The organism is Paraburkholderia sp. SIMBA_053 (assembly GCF_046534895.1).
GTDB lineage: Bacteria > Pseudomonadota > Gammaproteobacteria > Burkholderiales > Burkholderiaceae > Paraburkholderia > Paraburkholderia caledonica.
Genome location: NZ_JAWRXU010000001.1, coordinates 631,767 through 647,684 on the forward strand (window position 1 = coordinate 631,767; position 15,918 = coordinate 647,684).

At 62.6% G+C, this 15,918-nt stretch carries 12 protein-coding genes; 6 read left to right on the top strand and 6 right to left on the bottom strand.

All coding sequences use genetic code 11. From position 1 onward, the window contains the following. Window positions 1-3: 3 nt before the first annotated feature. Entirely contained in the window at window positions 4-339 is a 336-nt protein-coding gene (locus SB753_RS02905; RefSeq protein ID WP_020070904.1) for a hypothetical protein, read from the bottom strand. 364 nt (window positions 340-703) lie between these two features. Then, entirely contained in the window at window positions 704-1,489 is a 786-nt protein-coding gene (locus tag SB753_RS02910; protein WP_087751173.1) for an EAL domain-containing protein, read from the bottom strand. Window positions 1,490-1,831: 342 nt separating this feature from the next. Between SB753_RS02910 and SB753_RS02915 the strand changes: the two genes are divergently transcribed. The 3 genes from SB753_RS02915 (at window position 1,832) to SB753_RS02925 (ending at window position 6,614) form a co-directional block, all read left to right on the top strand. Next, window positions 1,832-4,243, top strand: coding sequence for a putative bifunctional diguanylate cyclase/phosphodiesterase (locus SB753_RS02915; protein WP_410798876.1), 2,412 nt, complete (start codon window positions 1,832-1,834; stop codon window positions 4,241-4,243). Window positions 4,244-4,444: 201 nt separating this feature from the next. Beyond that, on the top strand, window positions 4,445-6,019 hold the full coding sequence (locus SB753_RS02920) for a diguanylate cyclase domain-containing protein (RefSeq protein ID WP_410798878.1): 1,575 nt from the start codon (window positions 4,445-4,447) through the stop codon (window positions 6,017-6,019). A 310-nt stretch (window positions 6,020-6,329) separates the two neighbouring features. Beyond that, the gene (locus SB753_RS02925) at window positions 6,330-6,614 is read left to right on the top strand and encodes a hypothetical protein (protein WP_410798880.1); all 285 of its coding nucleotides are present in this window, start codon (window positions 6,330-6,332) and stop codon (window positions 6,612-6,614) included. Between the two features lie 88 nt (window positions 6,615-6,702). On the opposite strand, the gene SB753_RS02930 is transcribed toward SB753_RS02925, so the two are convergent. After that, window positions 6,703-8,985 carry an amylo-alpha-1,6-glucosidase gene (locus SB753_RS02930; RefSeq protein WP_020070909.1) on the bottom strand — a complete coding sequence of 761 codons (2,283 nt, stop codon included), beginning with the start codon at window positions 8,983-8,985 and terminating at the stop codon, window positions 6,703-6,705. A 410-nt stretch (window positions 8,986-9,395) separates the two neighbouring features. Between SB753_RS02930 and SB753_RS02935 the strand changes: the two genes are divergently transcribed. Next, entirely contained in the window at window positions 9,396-9,797 is a 402-nt protein-coding gene (locus SB753_RS02935) for a hypothetical protein (RefSeq protein WP_020070910.1), read from the top strand. A 25-nt stretch (window positions 9,798-9,822) separates the two neighbouring features. Here the strand turns inward: SB753_RS02935 and SB753_RS02940 are convergent, their stop codons facing one another. From SB753_RS02940 to SB753_RS02950, 3 genes are all read right to left on the bottom strand, one after another. Then, entirely contained in the window at window positions 9,823-10,611 is a 789-nt protein-coding gene (locus tag SB753_RS02940; RefSeq protein ID WP_288824305.1) for an alpha/beta fold hydrolase, read from the bottom strand. A 247-nt stretch (window positions 10,612-10,858) separates the two neighbouring features. Then, window positions 10,859-11,911: a rod shape-determining protein gene (locus SB753_RS02945; protein WP_410798882.1), complete on the bottom strand. Its 1,053-nt coding sequence runs from the start codon at window positions 11,909-11,911 to the stop codon at window positions 10,859-10,861. A gap of 224 nt (window positions 11,912-12,135) precedes the next feature. Then, window positions 12,136-12,795 carry a dienelactone hydrolase family protein gene (locus SB753_RS02950; RefSeq protein ID WP_204521599.1) on the bottom strand — a complete coding sequence of 220 codons (660 nt, stop codon included), beginning with the start codon at window positions 12,793-12,795 and terminating at the stop codon, window positions 12,136-12,138. A 396-nt stretch (window positions 12,796-13,191) separates the two neighbouring features. Here SB753_RS02950 and SB753_RS02955 point away from each other — a divergent pair, with 396 nt between their 5' ends. Further along, window positions 13,192-14,778, top strand: coding sequence for a DHA2 family efflux MFS transporter permease subunit (locus SB753_RS02955; RefSeq protein ID WP_214880152.1), 1,587 nt, complete (start codon window positions 13,192-13,194; stop codon window positions 14,776-14,778). Between the two features lie 105 nt (window positions 14,779-14,883). Continuing rightward, complete coding sequence (locus tag SB753_RS02960; RefSeq protein ID WP_131318608.1) at window positions 14,884-15,798, top strand: glutaminase; 915 nt, start codon at window positions 14,884-14,886, stop codon at window positions 15,796-15,798. Window positions 15,799-15,918 lie beyond the last annotated feature (120 nt).

Sequence of the window (15,918 nt, forward strand, 5' to 3'; positions counted from 1 at the left end):
CGCTCATTGCGCGCTGGAGGCAGCCGTATCGGACGCGCCCTTGCCCTGTGCGTTCTTCTGGGGCTTGCGGGTAGGCGCCATTGTCGAATGGGAACCCTTGGACGAGGACGTCGCTCCGCCACCCGTATTGGGTGCGCTCATTCCCGCGCCGCCCTGACCCGCGCCGTTCGCGCCACCTACGCCCGCACCGCCTGTCCCGACACTGGTGCCGCCGGTTCCGCCGCCGCTGCCGCCACCGTCACCGCCGCTCCCGCCGCCACCCGCGCCTTGCGCAAATGCGGCGCCAACAGAAGCTGCCACCAACACTGAACAGAGCATTGCTTTCTTCATTGCTTCCATGATTACCTCCCTGAGTATTCGAACGACCGAACCAGTCTCCAGGTCGGCGCTCCTTTTCGTGCACGTGAGATAGCGCCGTCGGTGCAGGCCCGACATTGCGCGTCGTCGACCCATTGGCCGCAGTCGTACTCTGATCGACCTGGCATGCATCACGTCGCATGGGCGGTAAGCGATACGCAACCGCTATGCCTGCCGCCGGATACGTTGTGTATGGAGAAGAGGAAGGCGCACGAGGCCGCATGCCGCTCGAAAGAGTGGCATGGGCACGAAGCATCAAAAGCGAGCGGAAGCTCGCCTCGGGTACGGCGCTTGCGGCGCCTTGCTGATGGTCTGGCCTGCAAAGTCCGGGCTGAGTTGCCCGCCGTCAGGTTAAATACGCGGACGCATCGACGGTCGGAATAGACTTGAAACCCGGTTTAGCGAAAAAATAGCCTTGCATGAGACTGACGCCATGCGCAATGAAGAAGTCGCGCTCGCCCTTGGTTTCAATGCCCTCCGCAACCACGCGAATACCTAAATCCTGACAGATCGATAGCACGCCTCGCACAACGCGCTGACGCACACCGTCAGTGTCGATGCCGCGTAAAAGTCCCATGTCGAGCTTGATGATGTCAGGCTGGAAATCGACCAGTAGGGAAAGCCCGGAATAGCCGGCTCCGAAATCATCGATTGCCGTCAGGAAGCCAAACTGCTTGTACGTCCGGAAAATGTCGACGAGATGGGTGCGATCAGTCAAATGCTCGCCTTCCACCGTCTCGAAGATAATTCTCTCAATAGGAAAGCCATGCGTTCGCGCTGCATCGAGGGTGCTCCTTATGCAAACCTCGGGCTTATAGACCGCGTTGGGCATGAAATTGATGGAGAGAAATGCGTCGAGACCGAGCGCGGCTGCACTGGCAATGGCGATCTGCCGGCAGTGCTGGTCAAACTGATATTTGTTTGCGTCGTCGACTTGCGACAGCACCGAATAGGCAGATTCGCCATTTGGGCCGCGCACCAGCGCCTCGCACGCGAACACGGTGCTTGCGCTTATATCGACGATGGGCTGAAACGCGAACCCGATCTCAACGGGCGGGCGCGTTGTGTCCCGGCACCCGGAACATTTTTGCGGCTGCTCCGCCGCGTGATCGTGAATCTTGAAAGAAGCCATTTCGTATTTACCGTCATTGTCTGCTTCGGCGTCGAGCCGATAACGCCGGAAGTCACAGTATCTCGCCGCTCGGCGTTGAGCCTCGCTCGCTTATCCGCACAGCTTTGGACTTATCGTCCATTGTTAACAACTGCACGCATTAAGCATCTTATCGGCGGCCGGCAATAGATCTGTAGAGCGGCCCTCCAACAAAGCAGAGGCGCGCGCCCACGCGCCCCGACGAAGAACCGCCCGTTCTCCAGCGCCCCGTCATTAAAGATTCGCGCGAATGGACCGTAATACTAGGGACGTAGTGGCACGCGGCATTCGAACGGTCACGCGAACAGGCAGTCGGAGAACAGCGTGAGAATCAAAGCGGCATGGCGCCCTAAACCTTCCAGTCGAGATCGGTCTCAGGGCAATGCTGACGCAGGCGTCACCAGTTCGTCGGCCCGCAACCAGCAGTTTCTGTCCTATTTTCTTGGCCAGTACGGTCAACGCAGCACTCTACCGCTTGCCAGTCTCCTCATTGCTGCCGCCGCCGGCATCGGCTTAGGCATTCTGGCGCATCGCGTCGCCAGCGAAGCGGCAACCACCTTGCGTCTTGCACTGGCACTGGCCGCAGGCGTCGTCGGGCTCGTGGCTATCGGTCGAAAGCTCGCTTCTGACCACGCCCGGCAGCGCGCCGCAATTGCACTGGCGAGCGGGCTTCTCAACGCGAATCGCGACTGCCTGAAGGTGCTCGATACCGATGCAAAAATGCTGCGGGTGTCCGAGCACGGAGCCGCGTTGATGGAAGCCGAGTCGCCGGAACAACTCAGCGGCGCGGACTGGCTCAATTTCTGGAGCGGCGACGAGCGCACGGCCGCCGAGCACGCGTGGCGTGCCGCTCTTGCCGGAACGAGCGCTTCTTTCACCGGCAGTTGCCCGACGACCAAGGGACGCACCAAGTGGTGGAATTCGACGCTGACACCCGTTACTGCAGAGAACGGCGCGGTAGTCGCGCTTCTGTGTGCTTCAGAAGATGTCACTCAGCAGAGCGAGTTGCTAAAAGCACTCCGCGAACGCAATGAACTCATGCACGAGATGGAGTCGCATGTTCGGCTCGTGTTCTACTCGTACAGCGCGCATTTCGAACACTTTTATCATGTGAGTGCGGGCGTCGAGCGCGTGTTCGGCATCAAAGCTCAAGAGCTCAGCACGAGGCCCTCGGCGTGGCTCGACCTGGTATTGCCTGAGGACCTGGAGCCGTTGCTGGCTGAAATGCATCGTATCGCGTCTGAAGGGGTCGAAGGCCGCTCGGAATACCGCATCCGGCGCCCCGATGGTTGCCTGCGCTGGATCAGAAGCACGGCCTACCCGGTCCGCGATGGGTCCGGAACCGTGGTGCGCATTATCGGCGTGAGCGAGGACATCACGTCGGAGCAGGAACGCCTCGCGGCACTCGACCGTTTAGCCTACACCGATGGACTCACCGGTCTCGCCAACCGTACCGCCCTCGTTCGGCGGATGAAAACACTGTGCAGACAGAACGTTCCGTTCGGCCTCATGTTTATCGACCTTGACCGGTTCAAGGTGCTCAACGATACGTTGGGTCATACGGCCGCCGACCGTCTGTTGCAGGACATCGCGAATACTATTCAGCAGGCACTGCCTTCCGACGCATGCATTGCGCGTCTCGGAGGAGACGAGTTCGCGGTCATCATCAGCGGCGAGACTGACAAGGCTGCGTTGGCAGCGTTGGCACAGTCGCTTTTGAATGTCTTTTCTACCGACGTCCGGAAAGACAACGCTGCGCCATTCGTTACGGCATCGATCGGCATCTCTCTCTTTCCCGAGCACGGCCGGGATCACGAGGCGCTCCTCACAAGCGCGGACATCGCAATGTATGCGGCGAAAAAAGGTGGCCGCAACGGCTTCCGCTTTGCCGACAAAGCGTCGAGCGATGTACTTGGCGATTTCGAACTCGAGCGCAGTTTGCCTATGGCGCTTGCGTCAGAGCAGTTCGTCCTTCATTTCCAGGGTATTCACGAGACGGCTTCATTGGCGGTGAAAGGCGTTGAAGCACTCGTTCGGTGGAATCATCCAACACGAGGAATGGTCGGACCGGGAAGCTTCATCCCCATACTGGAGGAAAGCGGATTCATTGTCGAAGTCGGGGCATGGGTCATGGATGCGGCCCTCGCGCAACTGGCGATCTGGCGCGCTGCCGGACGCAGGGGGCTTTGCATGTCGGTGAATGTGTCGGCGCGTCAACTCAGGGACGACACGATAGTCGCGGTGGTCGACCACGCGCTGCGCAAGCATGCATTGCCGCCACGTTGCCTCGAGATCGAATTGACCGAAAGCGCATTGATGGAAAACCCGTCGCTCGCGCAGGAAACGCTGATGGCACTCAAGCGCCTTGGCGTGCGCATTGCCATCGACGATTTCGGCACCGGTTATTCGAGCCTGCGCTATCTTGCAGACTTCTCACCCGATACGGTGAAGATCGACCGCTCCTTTACCGCAGGGCTGGGTCGCGACGCAGCCACCGCGTCGATTATCCGGGGCATCATCCAGATGTCGCACGAACTCGGTATGCAAGTGACGGCCGAAGGTGTCGAAACGGAGCAGCAGCTACGCACGCTGCGCGACGCAAACTGCGACCACGTCCAGGGGTATTTCCTGACGAAGCCGATGGATGCGGAACACCTTGTGGATGCCTGTCGTTCGCTAATGATGCGTCACGGCCCCAGCTCCATGTCCCTGTTCGCGACGCAAGGCAGCGACTAACCCGAGCAAGTCGTTGCGTAGCCGATAACGCGCGTAATTCGGCAACGCAACGCTGACGGGAACGAACCGCACCAGTTTCCGTTTGCAACCTGCCAAAGAACCGCGAGCGCGCCCCTCGGGCAATTCCCCATAAAGAACCGCCCTCCTTCGCCGTTAAGACAGGAAATGTAGCTCCGCCCCAGCACTGACCCCAGCGGTACCATGGCAGTAAATCTTTCCGTTTCGAAGTCGATTCTCGCGACTCCGCCCGAGCTTGGCGCGGCCGTATCGCCGTCCATTCGTGCCCGGCTGCTGGCGACGCTATTCGACAACAGGCGGCCTCTGCTCATGTCAGTGGTTGCCAGCGCATTCGTCGCCGCGGTGGCCTACGCGCGCCTGCATCAGCCGTGGGCGATTCTCTGGCTGCTCGCGGACGCGTGGGTTTTGCTAGGACGCCTGAGCATCATCCACGCGTACACGTCGCATAACCGGAACAGCCCGCTCAACCCGCGTCCGTGGGCAGCGACGTACGCCCCGTTGTGCCTCACGACGAGCCTCATGCTCGGACTGGGGACCATGGGGTGCGTCGGCACCGCCGACACCACTCTGGCATCGCTCGCCCTCATGGTCGCATCGGGCATTCTGGGCGGGGTCGCTTCGCGGAACGCTTCGGTACCGCGCCTCGCCATCGCACAGATATGCCTCGTCACGATACCCATCGGGTTGGGCGCACTGTTCTCGCCTATCGCCGGCTCGTGGATCCTCGTGCCCCCTTTGCTTCTCTACGTCGGCGCCATGATATCTATCGTGCAGCGCCACTACAGGGGGCTCGTCGCCCTCATGATCGCGGAGCAGAATCACGCCGAACTCGCAGTGCGCTTCGACGCCGCGCTCACGCACATGCCGCATGGGCTTTGCACCATCGACCGGTCGGGAAAGGTGGCCATTGCAAATAGCCGCACCGCCCAGTTGTTCGGCGCGACGCTCGACACGCTGAAACTGAACGTGCCGTTACCCGAGTTCATCGGCCATCTCGGCTTTGTGCAGTTCGGCGAACGACTGGGACAGCAGTTCACGGAAAAATGCTCCGCGTGGCTCCGCGAAAAACGGCGCCCCCTCGCACTCGCATTGCCCAACGGCCGCCAGTTGGAATTGACGCGAAATCCTGTGCCGGACGGCAGCGCCGTCGTGATTATCGAAGATGTGACCGAGCGCAGGCACAGCGAAGCGAAGGTGCTGTATCTGGCTCGCCACGACTCGCTTACCGGGCTTGCGAACCGGCGCGAACTGCGCGAGCGGCTTGGGAAGATTCTGTCGAGCGCGCGCCGCGGCAGCGATACGCGGACCGCCGTGCTCTACCTGGATCTTGACGGCTTCAAGCAGGTCAACGACAAGCATGGCCATACCGCCGGCGACGAAGTTCTCGAAGCAGTCGCGACGCGGCTCATCGAAACGCTGCGGCATGGCGAATTTGCCGCGCGCCTCGGCGGCGACGAGTTTGCCGTGATCGTCGAGAATGCCGCGCTGCACGCGGTCGTTGCAATCGCCGAGCGCGTGATCCGCGAAATAGCGAAGCCCTATCCGCTAACGGCGGGGGGCACCGTCCATATCGGCACGAGCATCGGTATTGCGCTGGCGGACGCCCAGGAACCCGTCGACGACCTGATCAGGCGTGCCGACGAGGCCATGTACAGCGCAAAAAAGGCCGGCAAAGGCACCTACCGCATTTCGCGCGGGCAAACCGAGCCGGAGCCGGACGCGGACACGGATCGGGATGCGAGCGTCGGTACAGCGTGAGCGCGCGCGACGCATTAATAGCGACTCTCGCGACGCTCTCCTCCGTTCACACGTAGGCTAATGCCGCCCGTGTCGAAGACCTCGGCGTAAGCAGCGCTTAGGCGTTCCCCCACTCGCAATCCGCATGCCGCTGCACGAAGCGCAACCTGCGCAGGCCTGCCCGCCGTGCGCTACGGCCTGCAATTAAAACGGAGTATTTCCCCCTGATTGACCCACCCTCTGCGCTGGGCTATGAATCCGATATGCATATCCGGCGATGCACATGCGTGCCGCCGCGCGCCATCGCCGATTTCAGACGGAGGAAGCCGTCATGCTCACGAGACTCGTCGCAATCGCATTGGCGCTCGCGTTCGCAGGGACAGCACATGCACAGGGCGGCACGGCGGGCTCAGGGACCAGCCGCGCACGCACGGACGCAAGCTCGACGGGCAGCGCGAAGCCCCAAGCCCCCGCTTCCGCGCCGGCGACCGGCAGTACGTCGCTGCCGATCGGCTCGGGCATCATCGTGGCCCCAGACGAAGGCGCCCGCCCGCCGCGCCCTGACGCATCGCCCGGCACGCCTGCCAATCCAAGCGGCCTGAAGAAGCCCGATTGAGCCGAGGCCGGATAACGGACGCACTCAGGGCGCAGAACCTGCTGCCGACCGGCGGCGGGCCGTACCGCCGCGGATGACGCAGGTGACGTCACAGAAGCGCCACGACGCGGACGTCGCCCTGCTCAGCGGAGGCCACCACCTTCTCGCCGATGCGGCGGAAGGTGATCGACACCGACGCGTCGCCGACCCGCAGATCGCCGACTTCGAGCCAGTCGATGCCCTCAGGCAGCATGGGTTGCTCGATCAGCACTTCACGGCGTTCGGCGTCGATCGTAATGCCGAGGCACGCCTCCAGCATCATGAACGGCGAACCCGCTGCCCACGCCTGCGGCAGGCAGGCGACTGGATAGGCGGTGGGCGGCTCGCCGCGTCGGCGTGGGAAGCCGCAGAACAGCTCGGGCAGACGCATGTCGAAATTGACGGCCGCCTGGAACAGCGCCTGCAACAGCCGCACCGCCGCTGCCTTGCCGCCGTAGTGCGACAGCCCGCGCGCGCAGATTGCGTTGTCATGCGGCCAGACCGAGCCGTTGTGATACGCCATCGGATTGAAACGCGACTGGCTCGCGGCCAGCGTGCGCACGCCCCAGCCTGTGTGAAACAGCGTGGAGTCGAGCGCGCGAACCACCGCTTCGCCACGCTCACGCGAAGGCAAACCGAAAGCCAGCAGGTGACCCGCGTTCGACGCCATCACACGGCACAGTTCACCGTGACCGTCGAGCGCGATCCCATAGAAGCCGGACTCTTCCATCCAGAACTTTTCTTCGACACACTCGCGCAGTCTCTTCGAACGCGCCTTGTATTGCGCGGCTGCGTCGTGCAAGCCGCGCAGCTTTGCAAAGTGAGACATGGTGTCGAACGCGGCGCTCGCATAAGCCTGCACTTCGACGAGCGCGATCGGACCATCGGGGAAGCGACCGTCGGCGTGAAACACGGAATCGTGACTGTCCTTCCAGCCCTGGTTCGCGAGGCCGCCGTCCGACTCGCGCTGATAGTCGAGCAGCCCATAACGATTCTTGTCGCAAACACCCGCGACCCAGCCTGCCGCGCGCTCCAGCGCCGGCCACAGTTCGTCGATCAGCGCGATGTCGCCCGTGCGAGCCGCATAAGCGCCGGCCAGTACGATGAAGAGCGGCGTGGTGTCGACGCCGCCGTAATACAGCGCGAACGGCACTTCGCCGGTGGCCGCCATTTCGCCCTTGCGCATCTCATGCATGATCTTGCCGGGCGCGGCGTCGCGAAACGGCGAGTTCTCGCTTGCCTGATGCTCGGCAAGAAAACGCAGCACGCCGGCCGCGAGTTGCGGCTGCAACCAGAGCGTCTGCAACGACGTAATCACGGCATCGCGCCCGAACGGCGTGGAGAACCATGGAATGCCCGCATACGGATACGGGCCGGTCGCGAGGTCGGTGGTCAGCAAACCGAGATCGGCAAGCGAACGGTCGATCCACGCGTTGAAAAGCGGATTGCTGGAACGCACGCGCGCGGTCACGCGCCGCCGTTCGCGCATGACGAGGTGCGCATCCACCAGCGCGGCGCGCACCGCCGTGCGGCCGACGCGCGGCCGCTCGGTGTCGATCTGCGACATATGCGCTTCGCTCACCGGATGGGTCGGCGACGACACGCCGGCGCTTGGCGCATCCGGCGATTGTGCGACCACCTGAACCGCGATCGACAGATAGATCGACACGCATGCCTGAGCCGGCAGCTTGACGGTGTAGTCGGCGCGGTCGGCGAACAGCTTGTCCGGCTGCGGCGCGAAAGCGATCTGCACATTACGCGCCACGTCGTCGAGACCGACGTAACCCAGCAGCACTTCGTCGTTCTCCACGCGCGGCGCCTCGATGCGCCCCTGCTTCGTGCGCTTCAGGCCGCGAACCTCGAACATGTCGCGAAAGTCGCTGCCGAACGAAATGGACAGCGGCACGATCGCGTCGCTCGCGCCGTAGTTGGTGAGTTCGATTGCTTCGTTGAGCACCGTGCCCGACAGCACGCGCACGCGCTCCACGTGGATCACGCCCTCAGGCGTGCTGTCGCCGCCGAGCGGGGGCAACGGACGGTTGGTCAGATGCGCGGTAAACGACGTGTTGTCGCTGCTGACGCTGCCCGACAGCAGCGAGGGCGCGCGGCCACCGAACGTGAGGCGCAGTTGCGAAAGCACGCGGGTGTCGTTGACGAACAGGCCGTCGTCGTGGCCGGTGATATCGCCGAGAGGATCGTTGACGATGAAGGTGTCGCCCGACTTCAGCACGTGCTGCGTGGCGCTGGCAACGTTGAGGTTTTCCGTCGGGATGAAAACGCCGTCCTGCTCGGGTTCGCGGTGATCGATTCCGCCCGAGTGGGACAGGCCGCCGAGTGCTTCAGGCTGCTGCATCAGGGTCGCTCCTATGGTTCGCTGCTGCGTTTCGCTTCACTTCCGGTTGCGGCGGGTGGTGCCCGGTCGCTTCCGATTGTAGAAGGTCTGGTCTCTTCAGACGAAGTTCTCGCGGGGGAGTTTCGGTTTTTTTTCGGTGGCACAGGACGTGCAGAGCGCCCCGCGTTCTGGCGCGTTGCGGACCTGTTGCACCCGCAACCTCGCGCGCCCTGGGTCGATCAGCCGCGGCCTTGAGACCTGCCTTGAGACGCTAAACAGCAACAATGTTTTGCTTTGGCAGGACTGAGTACGCAGCGATGCATCTGCGATACTGAATTCGTGTTCTGCTTGCCCGGCGGACACATCGCTGTCATGGCCCGCCGCGCTTAGGCGGGCCTTTTTAATCAGCCAGAAGAACAGGAAGAACCCGAATGAACGCCTCTCTTGAAACGCTTTTTCCGGACCACGTCCATAGCGAAGACAGCGCCGTCAGCGCGCTGAACCATCAGGACATCGTCGTTGCCCTCTCGGCGGCTTTGAAGACGCAGGACGTCGCGGTGCTGCACATGCTGTATCCGCGCACCGACGCGCGCACGCATCGCAGCCTCGACGCGCTAGTCGACGTGTTGCATGGGCACGGGCTGCACGAAGTCGCGGATCTGATCGCGCACGAAGCGCACTACCTGCTGTTCAAGGATCCGGCCAAAGCGTGGAAAGCGTTCCACGAGATCCGCAACGACTCGCTCGCGATCGGCGTGCATCTCTATTATCACGGCCTGGTTGGCGAAGCGGCAGAACGCGCGCTCGACAAGGACGCGCATCGCAAGGCCTAAGCAATCCGTTTGAAAGATCCGCCGGTCACCTGGCGTTTGTCGCGCGAATGAATTCGTCGATGTAACGATTGAAGGCCGACGGATGCGCGAGATTCATGCCGTGCGACGCGCCGCGCACCGTTTCGCGCCGTGCGTCGGGCAACCACGATTGCAGCGCGGCCGCAGTGCGCCGAAACATCTCCGGACTTTTTTCGCCGTCTATCAGCAGCACGGGGCAACGCACGTCGGCGGCCTCTTGCGGCACGTAAGGCGGCAATGGATCGCGCAGTTGCAGCGGGAGCGTGGCCGCGTTGTCGGTTGCCATCCGGCGAAAAGCCGGCGTGCTCATCGCCCAGAAACCGGGGCGGCTTACCGAATCCACGAACAGTTGCAGGCCTGCCTCCACGTCGCCGGCCTCGATCAACTGTGCCGCCCGCGCTCGTAACGCATTGACCGTTTCGGGCACGCTTGCGGGTGGCCGCCCGGCGATCTGCAACGGGCCGCCCGGGTCCGCCAGGGTCAGGGTGCGTATGTGCTGCGGGTAACGACGCGCGGAATGAAACGCGACGCAGCCGCCGCGCGAATGACCGACCACGTGGGCCGCTCCCACGCCGAAACGTTCGATGAACTGCGCAACCTGATCCGCATGCGCGCTCCAGCTGAACGGGGCGTCAGGTCTGGTATCGGTCATCGGCCAATAGTGCGTGAGACTCACCGCGACGCAACGGTAATGCTTCGAAAGGCCGGCGAGTTGCGGCTGCCAGTATCGATAATCGCAAAGCGAGCCGTGCACGAACAGCAGCAGTTCGCCTTCGCCAGCCTCGACATAGGGCATGCGCAAACCGCTTTCCAGTTCGATGAAGGAAGCGGAAGTACCGAAGGACTCAGAAGCGGATCGATTCACAGATGGTTCGCGGCAGCGCCGCAACGCCGGCCGGATGAATTGAGTGGGAGGATCGAGCGCTTCCAGGAATCTGCCAGCGCCGCGTGACATGTATTGTCACATAGCCCCGTCTTACGGTGCCGGTCGGCAGATTCGCGGCTGGAGTGCTGCCGAAAACGCGCGGCAGGCTACGGCCGACTCACTCGTAAGCAAACTCTTCCAGCAAGCCGGCGGCGGCTGCCGCGCCCGCGCCGCGCACGGCGCACGTCAGCGGCTCGTCGGCCACGCGCACTTCGAGGCCGATCTCGTTCGAGAGGCGCCGCTCCAGATTGCCGAGCAGCGCGCCGCCGCCCGTGAGCACGATGCCGTTGTGCGCGATGTCGGTGGCGAGTTCGGCGGGCGCCATTTCCAGCCCGCGTTTCACAGCGCCGACCACCTGGCGCAGCGGTCCTTCTATCGCGTCGGCAATGTCATGATTGCTCAGTTGCACCGTGCGCGGCAAACCGTCGTCAACACTGCGCCCGGTCGCGTTCATGTGCTCGGCCGGCACGTCGCGCACAGCCGAACCGATATTTTTCTTTACGTGCTCGGCGGTCTGCTCGCCGAGCAGCACGCCATACAGATTCCGCACGTAACTGATAATCGCCATGTCGAAGGTGTCGCCGCCCACGCGGATCGAACCGCTATACGCGGTGCCGCCGAGAGTGATCACGCCGACTTCCGTGGTGCCGCCGCCGATATCGACGACCATCGAGCCAGTCGCATCGGACACCGGCAAACCCGCGCCGACAGCCGACGCGAGCGATTCGTCGATCAGACTCACCTTCCACGCGCCTGCCGCGACGGCCGCTTCCTTGATCGCGCGACGTTCGACCTGAGTCGCGCTCGCAGGAACGCACAGCGTGAATGCCGCGCGGCGGCTGAACAATTGCCGCGGGCGTGCCATATCGACGAACTGCCGGATCATGTGCTCAGCGGCGGAAAAGTTGGCGATCACGCCATGACGCATTGGGCGCACGGCTTCCAGATTGCGCGGCTCCCGGCCGAGAAGCTGGCGCGCCTCGGCGCCCACCGCCGTGACGCGTTTTGGGCCGGTCGAGTGATCTTTTTCGAAGCAGACAACCGACGGCTGATTCAGCACGATGCCGCCGTCGTCGGTGTAAATGAGGGTATTGGCCGTGCCGAGGTCCACCGTCACGGCCTGGCGGAACAGTCGGTCGAAAAGCGGGTGATGCGGCGTCGGTTTGGCCATAAGAAGGCTCTGTTGTGTCGCTCTGTAGCGTCGCGTGGTGGCTTCGCTCAGTTGCGTCGCTTGTTTGCGTCGTTAGCGCCCATGCACGGCAGCATGAAAAATGCGCCCCCGGTCACCCCTGCCGCGGGCACTGCGCAGTCCCGCGACGGGCGTGATTTTCGTGCTATGAGCAGTTAACGGCAAATAGATCGATATCTTTAGCCCCGCTTTTCAAGCGATCTGTATCAATCGCGCGACAAAGCGCCCAGCGTGCGCTCGAGTGCCTGCTCGCCGAGCGCGACGCCGTCCGCGCTTATGGTGTGGCCAACGCCTGGCAACGCATAGGCGTCGACGGTGTAGCCGGCCGCGCTGAACGCGTCGGCGGCGTATTCGAGCTCCTGCACTGGAATCACCTCGTCTTCCTCGCCATGAATCAGGGTGAGCGGTGTGCCGTTATGCGCGCCGACGGGCGACGCAAGCCGCCCCGAGTAGGCGACGACGCATGCAGCGCCCTCGGCGCTCGTCGCCACATGATGAAGCGCCATGATCGAACCTTGCGAAAAGCCGACGAGCGCAAGCCGTCCGAAAGAAATTTGCCAATGAGCCAGCTCGGCTTCGAGCATGCGGCGCAGCGCGGCGTAGGCCGTCGCAGCGCGCGCTTCGCGGTTGCCTTCGCTAATGTCACGCAAGCTGAACCACTGGCGCCCGCCGAAACCGCCGTCGAAGGGATCGGTGCCGTCGAGCGACGTGAAGGCCACATCGGGCAAACGCTCGCTCCAGATGTCCGCGAGCGGCATCAGATCGCGCGCATTGCTGCCCACGCCGTGCATCAGCACCACCAGTCCCTTGGCAGGCGCAGTCAGCGGCGCACGCCGCCAGCCGTGTTCGAATTGCTCCCAGGCCATATTGTTCCTTTGCTGTATTTGAATTGCGGTTGATGGCGGCCGCCTGCTGCGTCGCAAACTGCAGCATATGCAGTCTGGATCGGCCCTAGCCGCGAGCATACGCTGTCGGCTTTGCTCGTGCCGCCTCTGCCTGCGCGCGTCGGCGACGTCGAAAGATGAATACAGGTATCCTTTTGCGAGCATCCAGCGGACCCGCCTCACCGTATGGCGCTGCCTGTCGCAGCATGTCGCATGAGCGTCGCATTGGGGCGCATGAATGGCACCCTGAGTGGCAACTTCGTGGCAACTTAGCGGCATCGTGGCGGCACATTAGCGGCAGAAAGCGGCGCATGCCCACGCAGCAGTGCTGGGGTATCGGCGCGCGAGGTCCGCGGCACATCGATCCGGGAGAATCTCTTGAGCCAACCACCGTCCGCGGCGCCTTCCGCGCCCGCGTCCGCCCCACCCGCCCCTCCACCGCCGCTGCAAGGCGGGCAACTGGTGCTCGCGACGATTGCCGTCGCGCTCGCCACATTCATGAACGTGCTCGACACGTCGATAGCGAACGTCGCCATTCCGACCATCTCGGGCAACCTGGGCGTTTCAGTCGACGAGGGCACCTGGGTCATCACCGTGTTCGCTGCGGCCAATGCGGTTTCGATTCCGCTCACCGGCTGGCTCACACAGCGCATCGGCCAGGTGAAGCTGTTCGTCGGCGCGATCCTGATGTTCGTGCTCGCCTCGTGGCTGTGCGGCATTGCGCCGACACTGCCGATCCTGCTGCTCGCGCGGGTTTTCCAGGGCGCCGTGGCTGGCCCGCTGATTCCGCTGTCGCAAGCCATTCTGCTCGGCTCGTATCCCAAGGAGAAAGCGTCGACCGCGCTCGCGTTATGGGCAATGACCGCCACCGTCGGTCCGATCGCCGGCCCGGCGCTCGGCGGCTGGATCACGGACAGCTACAGCTGGTCATGGATCTTCTACATCAATATTCCGGTGGGCCTGTTTGCTGCCGGCGTCACGTGGATGATCTATCGCACTCGCGAGTCGCCCACCCGTAAGCCGCCAATCGACGTGGTCGGTCTGGGCCTGCTGATTACATGGGTAGCTTCGTTGCAGATCATGCTCGACAAGGGCAAGGATCTCGACTGGTTCGCGTCGCCGGTTATCGTCATTCTCGGCATTACCGCGCTGATCAGCTTCGCATTCTTCCTTGTGTGGGAATTGACAGAAGAGAACCCGATCGTCGATTTGCGGCTTTTCCAGCAGCGCAACTTTCTGGGCGGCACGATTGCGATCTCCGTCGCATATGGCGTTTTCTTCGGCAATCTCGTGCTGTTGCCGCAGTGGATGCAGGAGTATCTGAATTACCGCTCGGTCGACGCAGGTCTCGTCACCGCGCCGCTCGGGATTTTCGCCGTGATTCTCGCGCCCGTAATGGGCCGCGTGCTGCCGCGCTCCGACGCGCGCATCATCGCGACGATGGCTTTCGTCGGCTTCGCGATCGTCTTCTATATGCGCTCGAAGTACGTGATCGAGATCGACACCTGGCACCTCGTGATACCGACGCTATTGCAAGGCATTCCAATGGCGCTCTTCTTCGTGCCGCTCACGTCGATCATTCTCTCGGGACAGCCGCCCGCGAAGATCCCGGCGGCGGCCGGCCTGTCGAACTTCGCTCGCGTGTTTTGCGGCGCGGTGGGTACTTCGGTAGCGGGCAATGCCTGGAACAACCGCACAGTGCTGCATCATGAAAGGCTCACCGAACGCGCATCTGTCAACAACCCGTTGTTCAACCAGCAGATCGATTCGACGCAGTCGTTGCTGCATATGAACACGCAATCTGCGCACGCGCTATTCGATTTCACCGTGAATACGCAGGCGGCGATGATGGGCCTAAACGACATCTTCTTTATATCGGCGGTCATCTTCATCCTGATCATTCCGCTGATCTGGATCACCCGGCCCGCAAAGGGCGGCGGTCAGGACGCAGCAGGCGCGCATTGACGGCAGCGCGGGCGTCGCAGCGGCTCTCAAAGCTTCGCGCGGCGCCCGCCTCGACACATTGCGGATGCTTGCCAGTAGAATCGCGGCTCCACAGGGTTGAGCCTCATGAACTACGCATCCATCCTCGAACAGATCCATCGCGACTTGCGGCCGTTCCTCGGCACCGGCAAAGTCGCCGATTACATTCCGCAACTGGCGACAGTCCCCGCCGACAGCTTCGGCATGGCGATCGTCACGCCATCCGGCGAAGTATTTACGATCGGCGAAGCAGACACGCGCTTTTCCATTCAAAGCATTTCGAAGCTATTCGCCTGCACAATGGCGTTCCGGCTGCTTGGCGACGAGTTGTGGCAACGTGTCGGTCGAGAACCGTCGGGCAATGCTTTTAATTCACTGGTTCAGCTCGAAGCGGAGCACGGAAAGCCGCGCAATCCGTTCATCAATGCAGGCGCATTGATCGTGACCGACGTGCTGTGCCGGCGCTTCGTTCAGGCCGAAACCGCGCTCGTCGAATTCATGCGGCGCTTAACAGGCGAAGCAAGCATCGACTACGATCTGCGCGTCGCCCAATCGGAGTTGCAGCACGCCCACCGCAATCGTGCGATGGCGCATTTCATGGCCAGTTTCGGCAATATGGAAATGGCGCCGGAAGTTGTGGTCGATGCCTATTGCCGTCAATGCGCGATTTCCATGAGCTGCGTTGAACTCGCAAAGGCAGCATTGTTCCTGACCAATCATGGCGTGGCGCCGTCCACTGGCGAGCGCATTCTGGACACCAGTTCCGCGAAACGTCTTTCCGCGCTGATGCTAACGTGCGGTACTTACGACGCAGCCGGCGATTTCGTATATCGCGTCGGCCTGCCCGCCAAGAGCGGCGTGGGCGGCGGAATCGTCGCGGTATTGCCCGGAGAAATGGCAGTGTGCGTATGGTCGCCAGGGCTCGATGCAAACGGCAATTCACTGGCCGGAGTTCTTGCACTCGAATGGCTGACGACCTATACGGGCCAGTCAATTTTCTGATTGCCAATGAGCGTTGGCGCACAGACATTCAGGGCGAATTAACGCAGTGCGAATAGCGCGTCACCGCGCGACGTTGACACACTGCGCCGCGCTATTCGCCGTTTGCGTTGGCAACCTTTC